Source organism: Micromonospora sp. CNZ295 (genome assembly GCF_004217535.1).
This window is the reverse complement of sequence record NZ_SHKZ01000001.1, coordinates 497,253-515,672: the sequence shown is the minus strand read 5'-3', so window position 1 is coordinate 515,672 and position 18,420 is coordinate 497,253. Positions and strand designations below refer to the sequence as shown.

The 18,420-nt window shown below is 73.3% G+C and carries 16 protein-coding genes; 9 read left to right on the top strand and 7 right to left on the bottom strand.

The features are described from left to right. Window positions 1–9: 9 nt before the first annotated feature. Genes EV376_RS02405 through arfA form a run of 3 tightly spaced genes read right to left on the bottom strand, consistent with a single transcriptional unit; the run spans window position 10 to window position 3,878 of the window. Entirely contained in the window at window positions 10–975 is a 966-nt protein-coding gene (locus EV376_RS02405) for a carbohydrate ABC transporter permease (RefSeq protein WP_130320520.1), read from the bottom strand. Between the two features lie 6 nt (window positions 976–981). Further along, window positions 982–2,307 carry an ABC transporter substrate-binding protein gene (locus tag EV376_RS02400; RefSeq protein ID WP_130320519.1) on the bottom strand — a complete coding sequence of 442 codons (1,326 nt, stop codon included), beginning with the start codon at window positions 2,305–2,307 and terminating at the stop codon, window positions 982–984. A 56-nt stretch (window positions 2,308–2,363) separates the two neighbouring features. Then, a complete protein-coding gene (arfA, locus tag EV376_RS02395) occupies window positions 2,364–3,878 on the bottom strand; it encodes an arabinosylfuranosidase ArfA (protein WP_130320518.1) in 1,515 nt (504 codons plus the stop codon). A gap of 149 nt (window positions 3,879–4,027) precedes the next feature. Here arfA and EV376_RS02390 point away from each other — a divergent pair, with 149 nt between their 5' ends. Next, window positions 4,028–5,050 carry a LacI family DNA-binding transcriptional regulator gene (locus EV376_RS02390; protein ID WP_130320517.1) on the top strand — a complete coding sequence of 341 codons (1,023 nt, stop codon included), beginning with the start codon at window positions 4,028–4,030 and terminating at the stop codon, window positions 5,048–5,050. A 57-nt stretch (window positions 5,051–5,107) separates the two neighbouring features. On the opposite strand, the gene EV376_RS02385 is transcribed toward EV376_RS02390, so the two are convergent. After that, window positions 5,108–5,833, bottom strand: coding sequence for a BON domain-containing class I SAM-dependent methyltransferase (locus EV376_RS02385; RefSeq protein WP_130320516.1), 726 nt, complete (start codon window positions 5,831–5,833; stop codon window positions 5,108–5,110). Window positions 5,834–5,983: 150 nt separating this feature from the next. Beyond that, entirely contained in the window at window positions 5,984–7,621 is a 1,638-nt protein-coding gene (locus EV376_RS02380; RefSeq protein ID WP_130320515.1) for an ABC-F family ATP-binding cassette domain-containing protein, read from the bottom strand. Window positions 7,622–7,772: 151 nt separating this feature from the next. Here EV376_RS02380 and EV376_RS02375 point away from each other — a divergent pair, with 151 nt between their 5' ends. Both EV376_RS02375 and EV376_RS02370 read left to right on the top strand, forming a co-directional pair. Beyond that, window positions 7,773–8,534, top strand: coding sequence for an ROK family protein (locus EV376_RS02375; protein ID WP_130320514.1), 762 nt, complete (start codon window positions 7,773–7,775; stop codon window positions 8,532–8,534). 92 nt (window positions 8,535–8,626) lie between these two features. Next, window positions 8,627–8,989 carry a tetratricopeptide repeat protein gene (locus EV376_RS02370; RefSeq protein ID WP_130320513.1) on the top strand — a complete coding sequence of 121 codons (363 nt, stop codon included), beginning with the start codon at window positions 8,627–8,629 and terminating at the stop codon, window positions 8,987–8,989. A 58-nt stretch (window positions 8,990–9,047) separates the two neighbouring features. Here EV376_RS02370 and EV376_RS02365 read toward each other — a convergent pair whose 3' ends face one another. Further along, window positions 9,048–9,785, bottom strand: a complete 738-nt coding sequence (locus tag EV376_RS02365; protein ID WP_130320512.1) for a class I SAM-dependent methyltransferase — start codon at window positions 9,783–9,785, stop codon at window positions 9,048–9,050. 103 nt (window positions 9,786–9,888) lie between these two features. On the opposite strand from EV376_RS02365, the gene EV376_RS02360 reads away from it, so the two are divergent. Together EV376_RS02360 and EV376_RS02355 are read left to right on the top strand one after the other, a co-directional pair. Then, a complete protein-coding gene (locus tag EV376_RS02360) occupies window positions 9,889–10,143 on the top strand; it encodes a Smr/MutS family protein (protein ID WP_130320511.1) in 255 nt (84 codons plus the stop codon). Window positions 10,144–10,346: 203 nt separating this feature from the next. Continuing rightward, window positions 10,347–11,240 (top strand): hypothetical protein, encoded by an 894-nt coding sequence (locus EV376_RS02355; RefSeq protein ID WP_130320510.1) that lies wholly within the window; start codon window positions 10,347–10,349, stop codon window positions 11,238–11,240. Between the two features lie 63 nt (window positions 11,241–11,303). Here the strand turns inward: EV376_RS02355 and EV376_RS02350 are convergent, their stop codons facing one another. Beyond that, the gene (locus EV376_RS02350; protein ID WP_130328491.1) at window positions 11,304–13,715 is read right to left on the bottom strand and encodes a M28 family peptidase; all 2,412 of its coding nucleotides are present in this window, start codon (window positions 13,713–13,715) and stop codon (window positions 11,304–11,306) included. 263 nt (window positions 13,716–13,978) lie between these two features. Here EV376_RS02350 and EV376_RS02345 point away from each other — a divergent pair, with 263 nt between their 5' ends. Genes EV376_RS02345 through EV376_RS02330 form a run of 4 tightly spaced genes read left to right on the top strand, consistent with a single transcriptional unit; the run spans window position 13,979 to window position 18,264 of the window. Next, window positions 13,979–15,229 (top strand): fused response regulator/phosphatase, encoded by a 1,251-nt coding sequence (locus tag EV376_RS02345; RefSeq protein WP_207228011.1) that lies wholly within the window; start codon window positions 13,979–13,981, stop codon window positions 15,227–15,229. Beyond that, on the top strand, window positions 15,226–17,010 hold the full coding sequence (locus EV376_RS02340; RefSeq protein ID WP_130320509.1) for a sensor histidine kinase: 1,785 nt from the start codon (window positions 15,226–15,228) through the stop codon (window positions 17,008–17,010). Before EV376_RS02345 ends, EV376_RS02340 begins: the two co-directional genes overlap by 4 nt. Beyond that, window positions 17,007–17,459, top strand: a complete 453-nt coding sequence (locus tag EV376_RS02335; RefSeq protein WP_130320508.1) for a response regulator — start codon at window positions 17,007–17,009, stop codon at window positions 17,457–17,459. The genes EV376_RS02340 and EV376_RS02335 overlap by 4 nt, the downstream gene beginning before the upstream one ends. Further along, complete coding sequence (locus EV376_RS02330; RefSeq protein WP_130320507.1) at window positions 17,452–18,264, top strand: inositol monophosphatase family protein; 813 nt, start codon at window positions 17,452–17,454, stop codon at window positions 18,262–18,264. Before EV376_RS02335 ends, EV376_RS02330 begins: the two co-directional genes overlap by 8 nt. The last annotated feature ends 156 nt before the right edge of the window (window positions 18,265–18,420 follow it).

Genomic DNA, 18,420 nt, shown 5'->3' with positions numbered 1-18,420 from the left:
TGGGGCCCCTCAGTCTTCCCGGTAGCGGAAGAGGCGGAAGTTGGCGATGCTCACGACGGCCAGCATCAGCGCGAACACGATGCTCATCGCCGCGGCCCGGCCGGCGTCGTTGTCGCGCAGCCCCTCCTCGACGATGAACCAGACGACGGTCCGGGTCTCGGTGCCCGGCGCGCCCTGGGTGATCAGGAACGACTGGCCGAACACGTTCGCCGAGGCGAGCACGGTCGTGGTGATCACGAAGAGCAGCACCGGGCGCAGCCCGGGGAGCGTGACGTGGCGGAACCGTTCCCAGGTGCTCGCGCCGTCGACCTTCGCCGCCTCGTACAGCTCGGCCGGGATGTCCTGGAGGCCGGCGAGGTAGATCACCGCGTTGAAGCCGGACGTCCACCAGACGGTGACGCCGACCAGGGAGATCCAGGCCCACGGCGTGCTGGTCACCCACGGGGTGTCCGCGGGCAGCCCGACCATGCCCGCGAGCCGGTTGACCAGGCCCAGGTTGGCGTCGAGCAGGAACCGCCAGAGCAGACCGATGACCGCCACGCCCAGCACGTACGGGGCGAAGTAGACGGCCCGGAAGAACGTCCGCCCGGGGAACGAGCGGTTGAGCAGCAGGGCCAGCCCGAGCGGAACGACCACCAGCAGCGGCACCGACAGCACGGTGAAGATCGCGGTCGCCCGGACGCTCTGCCACCAGTCCCCGTACACCGCCGAGTCGCTGGCGAACAGCTCCCGGTAGTTGTCCAGCCCGACGAACGGCCGGTTGGGCAGCTGGAAGTCCCACTGGTGCACGCTCAGCCAGACGCCGAGCGCGATCGGCAGGAGGCCGAAGACCCCGAAGAGCACCAGGTACGGGGCGAGGAACAGGTACGGGGCCGCCCGGCTGGCCCGGCCGCCGGGAGCGTTGCGCCGGACGGGGCCGGCCGCCGGGGGCGGCGCGTCACCGCGCGCCGCCCCGACCTCGATCACGTCCGACACGGGGGATCAGCTCCCGTACTTCTTGCGGTTGTCCTCGAGCTGCTTGTTCGCCTTGGCCACGCCGTCGTCGAGCGCCTGCTTGGCCGACTTCTTGCCCAGCACGGCCTCGTTGAACGAGTTGTAGAAGGTGGTCATGACCTCACCCAGGCCGGGAGCCGCGGGCGGGAAGGCCGCGTACTCCAGCTCCGGGGCGAGGGCGTTGACCTCGGTCAGCGCCTTGAAGTCGGCACCCTCCCGGACCGACTTGCGGGCCGGCACCTGGCCGCCCTTGGCCCAGTCGAGGGAGTGCTGGCTGAGCCAGTTGATGAAGACCTTCGCCGCGGAGACCTTGTTGGCGTCGTTCGCCCGCCCCTTGACGATGGTGAAGTTGTGGGAGTTGGCCCAGGCCGCCGGCTGGGAGCCGATCTGCGGCAGCGGCGCCACGCCCCACTGGATCTCGGGGCTCTTCTTCAGGTCGTTGATCTGCCAGATGCCGTTCCAGTTGAACGCGTTCTTGCCGCTCTTGAAGGCGAGGTAGTCCGCGTCCTGGCCGACGTTGGCCGGCGAGTGGCCCTGCTTGATCAGGTCGATCAGCCAGGTGGCGGCCTCGACCGCCGGCTCCGAGTTGAAGGTGGCGTTCTTCGCCTCGGCGTCGAAGACGCTGCCGCCCCACTGGTGCAGCAGCGAGTAGAAGGTCATGCCGCCGGTGAACTGGAACGGGCTGACCCAGAAGCCCTGCACGCCGGACTTCTTCAGCTCGACCAGGGCCGCCTCGTACTCGGCCCGGGTGGTCGGCGGCTTCTCCGGGTCCAGGCCGGCCTTCTGCATGACCCCCTTGTTGTAGTAGAAGCCGAGCGGGTGCATGTCCAGCGGGATGCCGTACCGCTTGTCGTTGTAGAGGCCGCCCTTCCACACCGTGGGGGCGAAGTCGCCCTCGGTCAGCTCCAGGTTCTTCGCCACGTCGTCCAGCTCGGTGATGACGCCGCGGGCGGCGAACGTGGCGAGCTGGTCCATGTGCATGACGGCGATGTCCGGCCCGTTCCCGCTGGAGGCGGCGCCCGGGAGCTTGTTGTAGTAGTCGTCCCACTGGTAGGTGGCCACGCTCACCGCGATGTTCTGGTGCTCCGTGTTGAACTGGTTCACCAGCGCCTTGAAGATGTCGCCGTCACCGCCGGTGAACCCGTTCCAGAGCTTCAGGTCCACCTTCGGGCCGGTGTACTCCTTGCCGCCGTTGCCGGCCGCCGGGCCGGCGTCGTCGTCATCGCCGCAGCCGGCCAGCGTCAGGGTGGCCGCGGCGCCGAGCCCGAGGCCGAGGCCGAGCAGCCGCCGGCGGCTCATCTCGGTGTGGGTCATGATCTATCACTCCTTGGGGGACGGGATGATTGTGCCTGCTCAGGGTCGGTACGACGTCAGCCGCCGACGGGGGCGAAGCGGAGCATGTTCCAGGACACGGCCGGCAGCACCACGGCGGACCGGCCGGCGTCGGTGGTGGGGGTGTTCAGCTGCCGAGGCGTCACCCGCTCGGGCTCGGCCTCGGTGTTCGTCGCCGTCGGGTCGTCCCCGGCGGCGAGGCTCGTGTGGTCCATCCCGCGCAGGGCGGGCAGCCCGCGCAGGTCGAGGTCCAGGGGCAGCTCGGTCTCGCCCCGGTTCACCGCGAAGACGGTCAGGACGCCGGTCTCCTCGTCGTGCACGGCGACCGTGTCCAGCACCGGGACCGCGCCGTACTTCGCCGTCTCGTAGGTGGGCGACACCGGCTCGGTCCGGAGGACGGTGCCCCGGGCGTACCGGGCGGTCAGCGCGAACGGGTGGAAGATGCTCTGCCGCCACGCCGGGCCGCCGGTGCGCGTCCGGATCGGGGCGATCACGTTGGCGAGCTGGGCCTGGCAGGCGACGCCCACCCGGTCGGCGTGCCGGAGCAGGGTGATCAGCAGGTCGCCGACCACCACCGCGTCGACCGCGGTGTAGTCGTCCTCGATCAGCGCCGGCGCCTCCACCCAGCCGCGCCGGTCCAGGTCGGCCGCCAGGCGCGACTGGTACCAGACGTTCCACTCGTCGAAGGAGATCTTGAGCTTGCGCCGGTGGCGCTGCTTCGCCGCCACGTGGTCGGCGGTGGCCACCACCTCGCGGATGAAGCTGTCCATGTCGACGGCCGAGGCCAGGATGCTCGCCCGGTCGCCGTCGGACGGGTCGTAGTAGGTGTGCGCGGAGATGTAGTCGACGTGCTCGTACGTGTGCTCCAGCACGGTCGCCTCCCAGGAGGCGAAGGTGGGCATCCCCCGGTTGGAGCTGCCGCAGGCCACCAGGCTGATCGACGGGTCGACCAGCTTCATCGCGCGGGCGGTCTCGGCGGCGAGCCGGCCGTACTCGTCGGCGGTCTTGTGGCCGACCTGCCACGGCCCGTCCAGTTCGTTGCCGAGGCACCAGAGCCGCACCCCGTACGGCTCCTCGGCGCCGTGCTTGCGGCGCAGGTCCGACAGCTGGGTGCCGCCCGGGTGGTTGGTGTACTCCAGCAGGTCGCACGCCTCCTGCACGCCCCGGGTGCCGAGGTTGACCGCCATCATCGGCTCGACGCCCGCCTCGGCGACCCAGGCCATGAACTCGTCCAGCCCGAACGCGTTGGTCTCGATCGTCTTCCAGGCGAGGTCGAGCCGGCGCGGCCGGTCGCCGACCGGACCGATCCCGTCCTCCCAGCGGTAGCCGGACACGAAGTTGCCGCCGGGGTAGCGCACCACGGAGACGCCCAGTTCGCGGGTCAGCTCCAGCACGTCGCCGCGCAACCCCCGGGAGTCGGCGGTGGGGTGGCCGGGCTCGTAGACCCCGCCGTACACGCACCGGCCCATGTGCTCGACGAAGGAGCCGAAGAGCCGGCGGTCCGCCGGGCCGATGGTGAAGGCCGGGTCGATCGTGAGCTGTGCGGTCCGCACGGGCGTGCCACCTTTCGTGTCACCATTTCGGAGTGATTCGGGTCACCCATCCTCGATGCTTTCTACAACGTTGTAAGCAACGTTGTAAAGGGGTCGTGACGTGCTCGTGACGCGGTAGAGTGCGGGCCAGCGTCTCCCGGGAGGAAGTAGTGCGGCACAGGCTCAAGGACGTCGCGGAGCGGGCCGGCGTGTCGGTGAAGACCGTCTCCAACGTGGTCAACGGCTACGTGCACGTCCGGCCGGACACCCGCGCCCGGGTCGAGGAGGCGATAGCGGAACTCAACTACCGGCCCAACCTGTCCGCCCGCAACCTGCGCAAGGGGCGCACCGGCGTGATCGCCCTGGCCGTGCCCGAGCTGGACATCCCGTACTTCGCCGAGTTGGCCCGGCACGTCGTCACCGCCGCCGCGGAACTGGGCTGGACGGTGCTGATCGACCAGACCGGCGGCGGCCGGGAGCAGGAGCGGGTCGCCGCCGCCGGCATCGGCGACCACCTGATCGACGGCCTGATCTTCAGCCCGCTCGCGCTCACCGCCGACGACCTGGTCGGCCTCGACGGCATCCCGATGGTGCTGCTCGGCGAGCGCGTCGACCACGGTCCCGCCGACCACGTGGGCATCGACAACGTGGCGGCCGCCCGGGCGATGACCGCCCACCTGGTCGGGCTGGGCCGCCACCGGGTCGCCGCCATCGGCTCGCAGCGCACCGCCGAGGGCGCCAGCGCCCGGCTCCGGCTCGCCGGCTACGCCGCCGCGCTCGCCGACGCCGGCATCGCGTACGACGAGTCGCTGGTGGCGCCCGCGCCGGCCTGGCACCGCGCGGAGGGCGCGGCCGCGATGCGGTCCCTGCTGGCCTCGGGGGTACGCCCCGACGCCGTCTTCTGCTTCAACGACACCCTCGCCCTCGGCGCCCTGCGGACCCTCCACGAGGCCGGCCTCCGGGTGCCGGAGGACGTCGCGGTGGCCGGCTTCGACGACATCGAGGACGGCCGCTTCTCGATCCCCACGCTCAGCACGATCTCCCCCGACAAGGAACGCATCGCCCGGCTGGCGGTGGAGCTCCTCGCCAGCCGCCTGCGGGACCGCGCGCTGCCCCCGCGCGAACTCCCCGCCCCCTGGGCCCTGACCCCGCGCGAATCAACCACCGCCCCCACCCGCCCCGGCCCGGGTTGATCAGGAAGTTGCCACGCTGACGCGCCGATGCGGACGGCGACAACTTGCTGGTGGGGGTTACGCGAAGAAGCGGGCCAGGTGGGGTTTGGTGGGGGCGTCCGCGTCCGGTGGGAGCGGGGTCAGGTCGGCGAAGATGGACGCGCCGTCGCAGCCGGCGTGCAGGGGATACCAGCGCGGGGTGCCCGGTGGGCGCTGGAGGCAGATGCCCTTGATGGTCTGGACGTCCAGCAGCCGTACGTGAGTGGGGTCCGCGACCGCGTTGACGTGCCCCCACCATGGGCTCATCACGTGCAGGACGCCGCCCGGCCGCAGCACGCGGTGCGCCTCGTCGACCAGCGGCAGGAAGTCGATCAGGTGCTCCAGGATGTGCACGGCGAAGAGCGCGTCCACCGAGTCGTCGGCCAGCGGCAGCGTCGTCGACAGGTCCGCCACCGCGTCCACGCCCGGTGCCGGGAAGATGTCCAGGCCCAGGTTGCCCGGCCACTGCTTGGTCGCACCGCAGCCCAGGTCGACCACCACCGGATCCCGGCCACCGACGCGGACCCGGCACCACACGGCCAGGACCCCGGCGAGCCGGCCGACACGGTCCCGCACCAGACGCAGGTCGTCCGGCCCGCCGACCTCCCCGGTCAGGTGGGCCACCCCCCGGTCGAAGCGCACTTCGACGGCGAGGTCCCGCAGGCGGTCGTCGTGCCGGGCCTGGTCCGTCCAGGCCTCGGCGAGGAACTCGTCGACCGCCCGCAGCCGTTCGGCCGAGGGCGGGGTCAGTGCCAACGCGACCATCGGCCCACCTCCGGCCGCCCGTTACCCAGATCAGCGCCCGGTATGCCCCATCCCTTCGAGTGGTCGTCGCCTGCCCGGCGGTGCGGTTGGCCGCGGCCCGGCGGCGGGCAGCGCGGTGGCCTGCGCTCATTCTCGCCCGGCACGCCCGGATCAGTGCTCGGTGATCCGCCCGCCCGCCACCCGGACCCGCCGGTTGACGTGCACCGCGTCGAGCATCCGCCGGTCGTGCGTGACCAGCAGCAACGTGCCCGGGTAGCCGGCCAGCGCGGACTCCAACTGCTCGATCGCCGGCAGGTCGAGGTGGTTGGTCGGCTCGTCGAGCACCAGCAGGTTGACCCCGCGCCCCTGCAGCAGCGCCAGCGCCGCCCGGGTGCGCTCGCCGGGGGAGAGGGTCGCCGCCGGCCGCAGGACGTGCGCCGCGCGCAGGCCGAACTTGGCCAGCAGGGTCCGCGCGTCCGCCGGTGACAGGTCGGGTACGGCCAGCCGGAACGCGTCCAGCAGCGGCGCGTCGCCGAGGAAGTGCCCGCGCGCCTGGTCCACCTCGCCGACGACGACACCGGGCCCGAGCGAGGACTGCCCGGCGTCCAGCGGCAGCCGGCCCAGCAGGGCGGCCAGCAGGGTGGACTTGCCGGACCCGTTCGCCCCGGTGACCGCCACCCGGTCGGCCCAGTCGATCTGGAGGTTCACCGGCCCGAGGGTGAACGCGCCGCGGCGTACCACGGCGTCCCGGAGCGTGGCCACGACGGCGCCCGCGCGGGGCGCGGCCGCGATCTCCATGCGCAGCTCCCACTCCTTGCGCGGCTCCTCGACCACCTCCAGCCGTTCGATCAGCCGCTCGGTCTGCCGGGCCTTGGCCGCCTGCTTCTCGCTCGCCTCGGCGCGCGTCTTGCGGCCGATCTTGTCGTTGTCGGTCGCCTTCCGGCGGGCGTTGCGGACGCCCTTCTCCATCCACGCCCGCTGCATGCGGCCCCGCGCCTCCAGTTCGGCGCGGGTCTCGGCGTACTCCTCGTACTCGGCGCGGGCGTGCCGCCGCGCCACCTCCCGCTCCTCCAGGTAGGCCGCGTAGCCGCCGCCGTAGTGGTTGACCTGCTGCTGGTGCAGGTCCAGCTCCAGCACCCGGGTCACGGTGCGGGTCAGGAACTCCCGGTCGTGGCTGACCAGGACGGTGCCGGCGCGCAGGCCGGTGACGAACTCCTCCAGGCGCTCCAGCCCGGCCAGGTCGAGGTCGTTGGTGGGCTCGTCGAGGAGGAAGAGGTCGTACCGGCTGAGCAGCAGCGACGCCAGCCCGGCGCGGGCCGCCTGGCCGCCGGAGAGGCCGGTCATCTCGGCGTCGAGGGAGACGCCGAGCCCGAGTTCACCGGCGACCTGCTCGGCGCGTTCCGCCAGGTCGGCCCCGCCGAGGGCGAGCCACCGGTCGAGTGCCTCGGCGTACGCGTCGCCGGCGCCGGGCACCCCCGCGGTCAGCGCCTCGGTGGCCGCGTCCAGGGCCGCCTGCGCCGCGGCCACCCCGGTGCGCCGGGCCAGGAAGTCCCGGACCCGCTCGCCCGGCCGCCGGTCGGGCTCCTGGGGCAGGTGACCGACGCTCGCGGTGGGCGGGCTGAGCGTGACGGTCCCGGCCTCCACGGGCAGCAACCCGGCGAGCGTACGCAGCAGCGTCGACTTCCCCGCCCCGTTGGGCCCGACCAGCCCGACGACGTCCCCCGGCGAGACCACCAGATCCAGCCCGGCGAACAGCACGCGCTCACCGAACCCCGCCGCGAGCCCCTTGACCACCAGGTTTCCACTCATCAGCCGGCAACCCTATCCGGCCCGCCCGCGCCCCAGCCTCCGCGATACTGCACTCTCTGCTCGGACAACTGCGAACAAGAGCCGCACACCCCGGGCCGACAGTGCATGATCGATGCTGATGGTGGCGGGTGGACGGGGCACACTGCTCGGCGTGGTGACGACTCTTGCGATCGACTGCGGTGGGGGCGGGATCAAGGCGTCCGTGCTGGACGCCGCGGGGACCATGCGGGCACGGCCGCTGCGGGTGCCCACCCCGTACCCCTTTCCGCCCGCGCTCTTCGTCAAGACTCTGCTCGACCTGGGGTCGCGGCTGCCGCCGGCGGACCGCCTCACCGTCGGCATGCCGGGCATGATCCGACACGGGGTCGTGGTCGCCACCCCGCACTACGTCACCCGCTCCGGCCCGCGCAGCCGGGCGGACCCGGACCTGGTCGCCGAGTGGTCCGGGTACGACGTGCGCAGCGCTCTCGCCGAGGCGTTCGGTGTGCCGGCGCTGGTGCTCAACGACGCCGAGGTTCACGGGGCCGGCGTCGTCGCCGGGACCGGCTGCGAACTGGTCCTGACCCTCGGCACCGGGCTGGGCAGCGCGCTCTTCGACGGCGGGGTGCTCGCGCCGCACCTGGAGCTGTCCCACGCCCCGGTCCGCTGGGGGACCACGTACGACACCTACGTCGGCGAGGTGGAGCGGCGCCGGCTCGGGGACGCCTTCTGGTCCCGGCGGGTCCGGCAGGTGGTGGACGGCCTCCGTCCGGTGTTCCGCTGGGACCGGCTCTACCTGGGCGGGGGCAACTCCCGACTGATCCGCCCGGAACAGCTGGCGCGGATGGGCGACGACGTGGTGGTGGTGCCGAACACGGCGGGCATCGTCGGGGGTGTCCGGGCCTGGGACCTCGCTACCGCCCGGTCGACCTGACCGGCGCAGATGCCGCCCGGGGAACAGTCGCGGAAATTCTGATGTTGTGCCAGCGTCGGGGAATCTCGACGGGACACGAGGGGGTGGGTCGGATGGATCTTCTGGCCGAGTACCGGCGCGCGACGTTGTTCTTCGAAGCCGGCGACCCGACCGAGGCGGCCCGGCTGCTCGAGCCGATCGTCGAGGCCGAGCCCGGCAACAGCGCCGTGCGGCAGCTGCTGGCCCGGGCGTACTTCCAGTCGGCCCAGCTCAACCGGGCCGAGGAGCAGCTCCGCGAGCTGGTCGACCGGGACCCGAGCGACCACTACGCCCACCACGTGCTGGGCCGGACGCTGGAGCGGCTGAACCGCCCGGCGGACGCGCTGCGGCACCTGCGCATCGCGGCGGCGATGTACCACGAGAACGACGACTACCAGACCGCGCTGCGCCGGGTGGAGACCCGGGTCGGCCGCTGAACGCGGAACCGGAGGGGCAGCCGCCAAGGGGGCTGCCCCTCCTGCCGTACGTGGCCGGTCAGGCCGGCAGGCGGTAGACGGACACGTGCGACCGGGAGTCCGCGGTGAACTCCGCTCCGGCCCAGTCGGCGTGCCGGCTCTCCAGCTCGAACCCGGCGAGCTGGGCCATCAGGTCCAGCTCGGCCGGCCAGATGTAGCGGTGCGGGCTGAAGAACACCTGCGCCCGGCCGTCCTCCTCGTACCGGACGTGGTGCGACACGGCCCGCTGGTGCAGGACGTCGTACGTGTCCAGGCCGATGTAGCCCGGTTCGCAGTGCCAGACCGTGGCCTGCTGGCCGGGCGGGAGCTTGCGCAGCTCCGGTACCCACAGCTCGATCACGAACCGGCCACCGGGCGCGAGGTGGCGGGCCGCATTGCGGAAGCAGGCGACCTGCTCGGCCTGGGTCTGGAGGTTGGAGATCGTGTTGTAGACGAGGTAGACGAGGGTGTACGTGCCGGGGGCGGTGGCGACGGCCATGTCGCCCCGGAGCACCGGGATCGTCTCCTCGTCCACCTTCGTCCGCAGCTGGTCGATCATCGGGCCGGACAGTTCGATGCCCGTGACGGGTACCCCCCGCTCGGCGAGCGGGACCGCGACCCGGCCGGTGCCGATGGCGAACTCGAGGGCCCGGCCGCCGGCCGCGAGAGCGGCGAGCCGGTCGACGGTCGGCTCCAGCACCTCGGGTGCGAACATGCCGGTGCCCGGGGTGTCGTAGCGTCGCGCGGCGTCGGCGTTCCAGAGATCCTCCTGTCGCATCCCCCGACGGTCGCCGGTGGGCGGCGACGGTGTCCACTGATTTCGGAGCCGCGCCGACCTAGGATGGGGCGGCCATGGAACCCGACCCGGCGGAGGCCCGGCCGTGAAGCTCAAGCTGGACCTGCACGACATCTACAACAAGGGCACCGACATCGACCGGGCCCTGCGCGGGATCATGGACGAGGCGGTGGCGAAGAAGGCCACCCTGGTGGAGATCATCCCCGGCAAGGGTTCCGGGCAGCTCAAGAAGCGGGTGCTGCGGTTCCTCGACCAGAAGGACGTCAAGGCGCTCTACCACCGGGTCGAGAAGGACTCGAAGAACTTCGGCCGCCTCTTCGTGCACTTCCGCTGGAAATGACGGCGCGGTGCGCCCGGGTGCCGCAGCCCGGACGCGCGGGGGCGTGAACCGGCTGGCGGCCCTGCGGCCCGAAGGGCTGCTGAGTGAGTCCGGATTGAACGTCGTCACCTCTGGCATCATCCTCGGCCCATCCGGACGCTGAAGCTGACGCGGATCGTCGCCGGTAGCCACCGGCGACGACCGTCGCCGCGGCTGGAGGAACGATGGGACTGCAACGGCTGCTGGACAGCACACCAGCCCGTCTCGCCGGGCGAAGCTCCGACCTGCTGCAGTTGGTCGCGCTCGCGTTCACCGCCCTCGCCGCCCTGTACGGCGCGGGAATCACCTGGGCGGCCCTGCCCGGTGCCGCGACGCCCCTGATGGCCGGCACCGCGGCCGTGACCGTCACCGGAGCTGCCCTGATCTACTACGTGCGGTGCGTCCACACACCGCAGGACTTCGTCATCGAGGAACTCGACGGAATGCTCGTCGTCGCCCGTGTGCAGAGCGAGGGTGGCCGGATCCACCACCGGTACACGTACCACCGTCAGCAACGCATCCGGGCCGTCCGGCACAACCTGAGACTCGTCGGGATTCGTTCCCATTGGAGTGGCCAGAGCCGGACCGTCGAGCCGGCGACGTCGCTGTTTCCGGAACATCGGCTGCTCGACGGGGCCATCGCCGAGGAGGACGGGCGGATCCACCGGTGGGTGTACCTGCTCGGGCCGATCGCCCGTAACCGCCGGGTCTGGGTGGGCATCAAGCAGGTCTTCGAGGACGCGTACGCGCCGATGAAGCCGTACTACCGCGAGAGCGGGGAGGAACGCCGGGTCCAGCGGCTCTCGGTCCGGGTCCGGTTCGCAGCCGACGACGCCCCCGTCGAAGCGTGGCAGGTCGTCTGGAAACGGCCCAGGTCCGGGTCGACGCGCCAGGAGGTCGCACGCGACGAGTGCCGGCCGGTCACGGATCCGGACACCGGCGAGGTCGTCTACGAGTGGTCGAAGAACCGGCCCGACCCCGACTGCGCGTACGGCATCTCCTGGCGCTGGTCCACGAGATCGTCGCCGGGCGATGCCGGTGCCGAGGAGCCGGCTCCGATGATCCGGTCGGCGACGTGAGGCGTGCCGGTCGGGTCTCCTCGATGGTGGGCCGGGGCCGCCCGGTCCGGGCGGCCCGGCCGCTCACAGTGGGTACGTGCGGGCGACCGCGAGCATCTCCGAGCTGTGCGAGCCGACCACCCCGACGCCCGGCGGGCGGGGGCGGAAACCGGGCAGGCCGTCCAGACCGTCGCTGGCATCCATCGCCCGCAGCGCGACCTGGCCCGCCTTGGGCGTCACCGTGAGCGTCACCTCCAGACCCTCGGCCGGCGGGGCGTGGAAGACGACGCCGAAGCCCCACCGGCCGTCGCGCGCCTCGACCGGCACCGACCGGCCGGCGATCTCGGCGCGGAGCACGGTCGCCGTGCCGGTGTCCACGTGGAGGGCGGCCAGTCGGACCGGGCGCTGCGGCGTGAGCCGCAGCCGCAGCGTGCGTTCCGCGCCGGTCGTGCTGTCGGCGAGCACGTCCAGCTTCGGCGCGGGCAGGTCCGCGGCCTGCGCCGGGCCGGTCAGCAGCTCCTCGTCCCCGAAGAGCGGGAACTCGTCGCCGACCGAAACGGGGTCGCCGGTCACGTACCCGCCCGTCCACGGTTGCGGCCCGGTCTCGTGGCTGAGCCAGCGGGCCTGGCCGGTGCCGGCGTCCAGCGCGTACATCAGGTGGGTCGGCACGGGGTGCGCGGCGTCGAACCGGTCGGCGGCGAGCCCGACCCCGGCGAGCACCACCGCCGCCAGCGTCGCGGCGGCGGCCGGCAGCGCGCCCAGCCGGCGGGCCCGCAGCGCGACAAGTCCGCGCTGCCCGCCGGCCTGCGGGTGCAGCAGATCGACCACGGGCAGCACGGCCAGGCCGAGCAGCACCGCCACGAGCGCGGCGACGCCGCCCATCGCCATGCCGAGCGCCGGGAAGAGCAGCACGACGGTGGGCAGCAGGATCGCCACGCCGACCGCGCCGGCCAGGGTCACCGCGACCACCGGCCACGGGCCGTCGATCCGGGTGGCCAGCGCCGCCAGCCCGGCCAGCGCGCCGGCCAGCGCCGGCAGGGTCGCGAGGTACGCCCCGCCGGGCACCAGCACCGCGAGCAGCACGCCGAACACCGCCAGCCACCCCAGCGCGCCGAACGCGAGCGCGGCCGGGCCGACCCGGCGGCGGCTCAGCGCGTACCAGGTGAACAGGACGGCGGCGGCGAGCGCCAGGACGGCGAGCCGGTACCAGGTGGGCCGGTACGGGTCGAGCAGCTCGGCGTAGCCGGGGCGCAGCGCGGTGATCCCCGCCCAGAGCAGGGTCGCGGCGAGCGGCGCGACCACCAGCGGCACCAGCCCCAGCCCGCACCCGGCGGCCAGCCGGCCGGTGCTGACCCGGCCGCGGCGCCGGGCGAGCCAGCCGAGCGCGATCACGCCGGCCAGCGCCACCAGCGCCAGCGGCAGCACCAGCCAGCCCGGGTAGCGGACCAGCCCGCCGGGCACGGGGAAGTAGGTCGCGTCCTGCCCGGCGTCGAGCGTGGCCAGGTCGAGGCGGCCGAACTCGCGGGCCAGGGCGAGGGCGTTGTCGCCGTGGTGCTGGAGGCTTGCCCGGTCCAGGGCGGCCGGCGTGTCCAGCGGCGTGTGGTAGATGGCGCCGCCGTCGATGTACGCGGAGTTGAGCCCGACGAAGCCGGCCCGGTCGAGGAAGGCCGTGAAGTCGGTGTCGTTGGGCAGGGCCCGGTAGATCTCGACCGCGAACGAGGTGCCGACCGGGTGCGGAGCCGCCCGGCGGAACGCGTCCACCAGCGCGGCGTTCCGCTCGGACGTCTCGAACATGATCACTGGACCGGTCGAGCCCCGGGCCTCCAGGTTGAGCACCACGCCGCCGTCCGCGGCCAGCGGGTGACTCGACGCGAACGCGGACGCGCCGCACAGGCACGCCTCCTCGGCGTCGGTGAGCACGACGACCACGTCGTTGCGGGGGCGCGGGCCGGCGGTGAGTGCCCGGGCGACCTCCAGGATGGCCGAGGTGCCGGCGGCGTCGTCGTTGCCGCCCGGCCCGGTCTGCACCGAGTCGTAGTGGGCGACGAGGAAGACCTTCCCGGTCGGGTCGGTGCCGGGGAGCCGGGCCACCACGTTGCGGACCCGGGCCAGGGTCGCGCCCCCCGCGGCGCCGCTGAGCTGGCCCGCCTCCGGGGCGACCGTGTCCTGCACCTCGGTCTCCAGGCCGAGGCCGCGCAGGACGCCGAGCAGGTGCTCACGAACCTGGTCGTTGGCCGGGCTGCCGGCCACGTGGGTGCGGGCGGCGACGACCTCTGCGTGCTGGTACGCCCGTGCGGCGCTGAACTCCGCGGCCGGCGCGTCGGCCGGGCGCGGCGCGGGCGGGCGCAGGTCGATCAGGGCGGCGGCGCCGACGGCGACGAGCGCGACGAGCGCGGCCAGGGCGGCCGCGGGGCGCCGGCCGGGGCGGGCCAGCGCGCGCTCGGCGGCGAGCGCGAGCGGCGGTCCGCCGGCGGTGCCGCGTTTCCTGGTCGGGATGGACGGGACGCCCACGGGGTCTCCTCGGGGATGGGGGGTGGCATCATCCTGCACCCACGCCCGCGGCGACGGGACTCCCGGTGCGGCGAATCGGGGTGTCCCGGTGCCGGATTTGCCGGTTAGATCACTTGCGCTCCCGTGATCCGGGGCATCGACGGCCCCATCGAGTCCCTCGTGTTGTGTGCGACCGTTGTCTAATACAGGATCAGCAGGGCACTTGGAAGGAGCCCGACATCACCAGCGATCTCCCGCGTCTCGCGGCGGTGACCCGGCCGTACCGGGGGACCGGCCTGGCCGGTCCGTCCGCCGCGCCCCGGGCCGACCCGCTCAGCGGTCTCGGGTATCGCGCCAGCGTGCTGCCCGGCGAGCGGCTGCGCGTGCTGCTGGTGGAGGACGACGAGGGCGACGCCTTCCTGGTCGGCGAACTGCTCGCCGAGGCCAACTCGGGCATCGACCTGCTGGTGGCGACCAGTCTCAGCGAGGCCCGCCAGCGGGTGCTGGGCGTGGACTGCGTCCTGCTCGACCTCGGGTTGCCCGACGCGCAGGGCATCGACGGGTTGCGCCAGGTGCTGGAGATGGCCAGCGGGGCGGCGGTCTGCGTGCTCACCGGCCGGTCGGACGAGCACCTCGGCATCGTGGCCGTCGCCGAGGGCGCGCAGGACTACCTGGTCAAGGGCCAGGTCGACGGGGTGCTGCTGACCCGCGCGCTGCGGTACGCGATCGAGCGCAAGCGCGCCGACGAGAACGCCCGCCGGCTCCGCGAGGTGGAGTTGCGCCAGGCCGAGTCGGCCCGCCTGGAACGCGGCCTGCTGCCGCAGCCGCTGATGACCACCGACCAGGTCGCGGTGCACACCTTCTACCGGCCCGGCCGGCACGCGGCGCTCATCGGCGGCGACTTCTTCGACGTGGTGCAGACCAGCCCCGACCGGGTCGACCTGATCGTCGGCGACGTCTGCGGGCACGGTGTGGACGAGGCCGCGCTCGGGGTCGAGCTGCGGGTGGCCTGGCGGGCGCTGGTCCTCGCCGGCGTGCCGGACGACGAGGTCCTGCCGGCGCTGGAGCAGGTGCTGATGAGCGAGCGCCGGCTCCAGGAGATCTTCGCGACGGTTGCCACCACGCGGCTGCATCTGGCCGCCAACCGGGCCACCGTCCGGCTGGCCGGGCACCCGCCGCCGCTGCTGCTCACCGGTGGGCGGGTCGCGCCCGTCCCGGCGCCCGGCGGGCTGCTGCTCGGCGTGCGGCCGCGCCGGCCCGTCGCGTACGACCTGGAGTTCGAGACCGAGGACTGGTCCCTGCTGATGTACACCGACGGCCTGATCGAGGGGCGCGTGGGCGAGGGCGACGAGCGGCTGGACGTGGCCGGTCTGGTGGGCCTGCTCGCCGAACCCGCCACCGCCGGGGTGCCGCTGCCCGACCTGCCGGCCCGGCTGGTCGGCCGCGCCGAGCAGCTCAACGGCGGTGCGCTCGCCGACGACGTCGCCATGCTCATGGTGAGCCGGGGTGGTGGCCGGTGAGCACGGAAGTCCGCGGCTGGACCCTCCGCCGCCGGGTGGTGGCGCTGCTCGCCGTCGTCGGCGTGCTGCTCAGCATCCTGGTCGCCGCCGTCATCGTGGTGGCGGCGCAGAACCGCCAGTACACCCACGAGGTGCTGGACCGCTGGGGCCCGGCCCGGGCCCAGTCCCAGGAACTGCTCGCGGTCCTGGTCAACCAGGAGACCGCCGTCCGCGGCTACGCCGTCACGGCCGACCCGGAGAACCTCGCGCCGTACGCTCCGAGCCTGGAGCGGGAGCAGGACCTCCACCGGAACATGCGGGCGCTGCTCCGTCCCTACCCGGCACTCGCGGCCCAGCTGGACGAGGTGGCGGCGCGGGCGGCCGACTGGCGCCGCGCCGTCGCGGACCCGGTCATCGAGGCGACCCGCGACAACGGCGCGGCGGCCGGCCAAGCGCTGATCGGCGACCAGACCCGGCAGCGCTTCGACGGGATCCGATCCTCGCTCGCCGCCCTCCAGGAGGGCATCCTGGCCGAGCGCGAGGTGGGCGCGGGGAACATCTACCGCACCAGCACGACGCTGGTCGTCCTGCTGATCGTGGCGGCGCTCGTGGTGATGGTCGCCGGAGCGGTGCTGCTGGTCTCGCTGGACCGGATCGTGATCCGGCCGCTGACCGGCGTCGCCGGGCAGGTCCGGAAGGTGGCCGAGGGCGACTACCGGCACCGGATCGCCGGCTCGGGTCCGCCGGAGTTCGTCGGCCTCGCCGACGACGTGGACGCGATGCGGCTGAAGATCGCCCGGGAGCTCGACGAGGTACGCGAGGCCCGCGAGCGGATCGAGTGGGTCAACGACCAGCTCCAGAAGCAGGCCGAGGAGCTGACCCGCTCCAACCGCGATCTGGAGCAGTTCGCGTACGTCGCGTCGCACGACCTGCAGGAGCCGCTGCGCAAGGTGGCGAGCTTCTGCCAGCTGCTCCAGCGCCGGTACGCGGGCCAACTGGACGAGCGCGCCGACCAGTACATCGGCTTCGCCGTGGACGGGGCGCAGCGCATGCAGCGCCTCATCAACGACCTGCTCGCCTTCTCCCGGATCGGGCGCCTCACCGCCGGCTTCATCGAGGTCGACCTCAACAAGGTGATGGGCGACGTGGCCGGGCAGACCGAGGCCGCCCGCCAGTACGCCGGCGCGGAGCTGACCTGGGGCGAGCTGCCGGTGATCCGGGGTGAGGAACCGCTGCTGACGAACCTGCTCGCGAACCTGGTCAGCAACTCGATCAAGTTCCGCCGTCCCGACGTGCCGCCGAAGGTGCACGTCTCGGCGCGGCTGGTCGGCGACGAGTGGGAGATCAGCTGCCAGGACAACGGCATCGGGATAGAGCCGGAGTTCGCCGACAAGATCTTCGTCATCTTCCAGCGGCTGCACGCGAAGGACGCGTACCCGGGCACCGGGATCGGGCTGGCCATCGTCAAGAAGATCGTCGAGTACCACGGCGGCCGGGTCTGGGTGGACACCAGCGTCCCCGAGGGGACGGCTATCCGCTTCACGCTGCCCGCGCTGCCCCAGGACGTCGAGGCGGCGGAGAGCCGGGCCGACGGCGACGGGACCGATGCGTCGGGGGAGGCCACGGCGGCGGCCGGTCCGGGCGACGGCGGCGGGACGGGCGACGATCGCCGGACGGGCGACGGTGGCGGGACGGGCGACGGTGGCGGGACGGGCGACGGCGGCCGGACGGACGGCCCGGAGGACCCCGGCGGGGCGCCGGGAGGCGATAGAACTGGTGACATGAGGGAGACGGTGGGATGACCGTGCCGGCGGACGGCAACAGCCCGATCGAGGTGCTGCTGGTCGAGGACGATCCGGGCGACGTGCTGATGACCCAGGAGGCGTTCGAGGAGCACAAGCTCCGCAACCGCCTCACCGTGGTGTCCGACGGTGCCGAGGCCCTGGCCTACCTGCGGCGGGAGGGCGCGTACGGCGACGCGGTGCTGCCCGACCTGATCCTGCTCGACCTGAACCTGCCCCGCCGCGACGGGCGCGAGGTGCTCGCGGAGATAAAGAAGGACGAGGAACTCTGCCGGATCCCGGTCGTGGTCCTCACCACCTCGCAGGCCGACGAGGACATCCTGCGCAGCTACCAGCTCCACGCGAACGCGTACGTGACCAAGCCGGTGGACTTCGACCGGTTCATCTCGGTGGTGCGGCAGATCGACGAGTTCTTCGTCAGCGTGGTCAAGCTTCCGCCGCGTGGCTGACACCCTGCTCGACGACGTCGGTGCGCTCCTACGCGAGGCCGCCGACCAGGCCGTGCTGCCGTTGTTCGGCAAGCTCGCCGACGCCGACGTCGCGGAGAAGGCCCCCGGTGACCTCGTCACCGTCGCCGACCGGCAGGCCGAGGAGCTGATCTCGGCGGGCCTGCGCCGGTTGCGGCCCGGGTCGGTGGTGGTCGGCGAGGAGGCCGTCGCCGACGACCCCGGGCTGCTCCGGCACCTGCGGCAGCCGGGCGAGGTGTGGCTGGTGGACCCGGTCGACGGCACCGCCAACTTCGCCGCCGGCCGGGCGCCGTTCGCGTTGATGGTCGCGCTGTTGACCGACGGGCAGCCGGCCGGCGCCTGGGTGCTCGATCCGCTGGCGGGCACCCTCGCGGTCGCGCGGGCCGGCGAGGGGACGTACGTCGACGGGCGCCCGGTGCGGACGACCGGCGTGTCTGCCGAGGCCGGTGGGCTGCGCGGGGCGGCCATGTCCCGCTTCCTGCCGCGGTCCTCACGGCGGCGGGTGGAGGCCGGCGGCGAGCGGCTGGGCGAGCTGCTCCCCGGCCAGCACTGCGCCGGGCGGGAGTACCTGGACGTGCTCGCCGGCGAGCAGCAGTTCGTGCTCTTCTGGCGCACCCTGCCCTGGGACCACGCGCCGGGCACCCTCCTGGTGCGGGCGGCCGGCGGTGTCGCCCGGCGGTTCGACGGCACCGAGTACCACCCCGCGGACGAGGGCGACGGCCTGCTCGTCGCGGCGAACGAACGGGTCTGGGCGGAGGTCCGGGACGCGTTGCTCGGCGGAGCGTGACCGCCGTCGCGACGGAGCGTCGACCTTCGCCGGCCCAGCGGGTCGGGGGCCTGGCCAGCGGCGCTCGGTCCGGTATCGTGTCCGGCGGTCTCCGCCAGCAGGCCGCCGTCCGGCGCCGGCGGGGCCACCGCCGCGCAGGTGACAGTCACGGGGGCC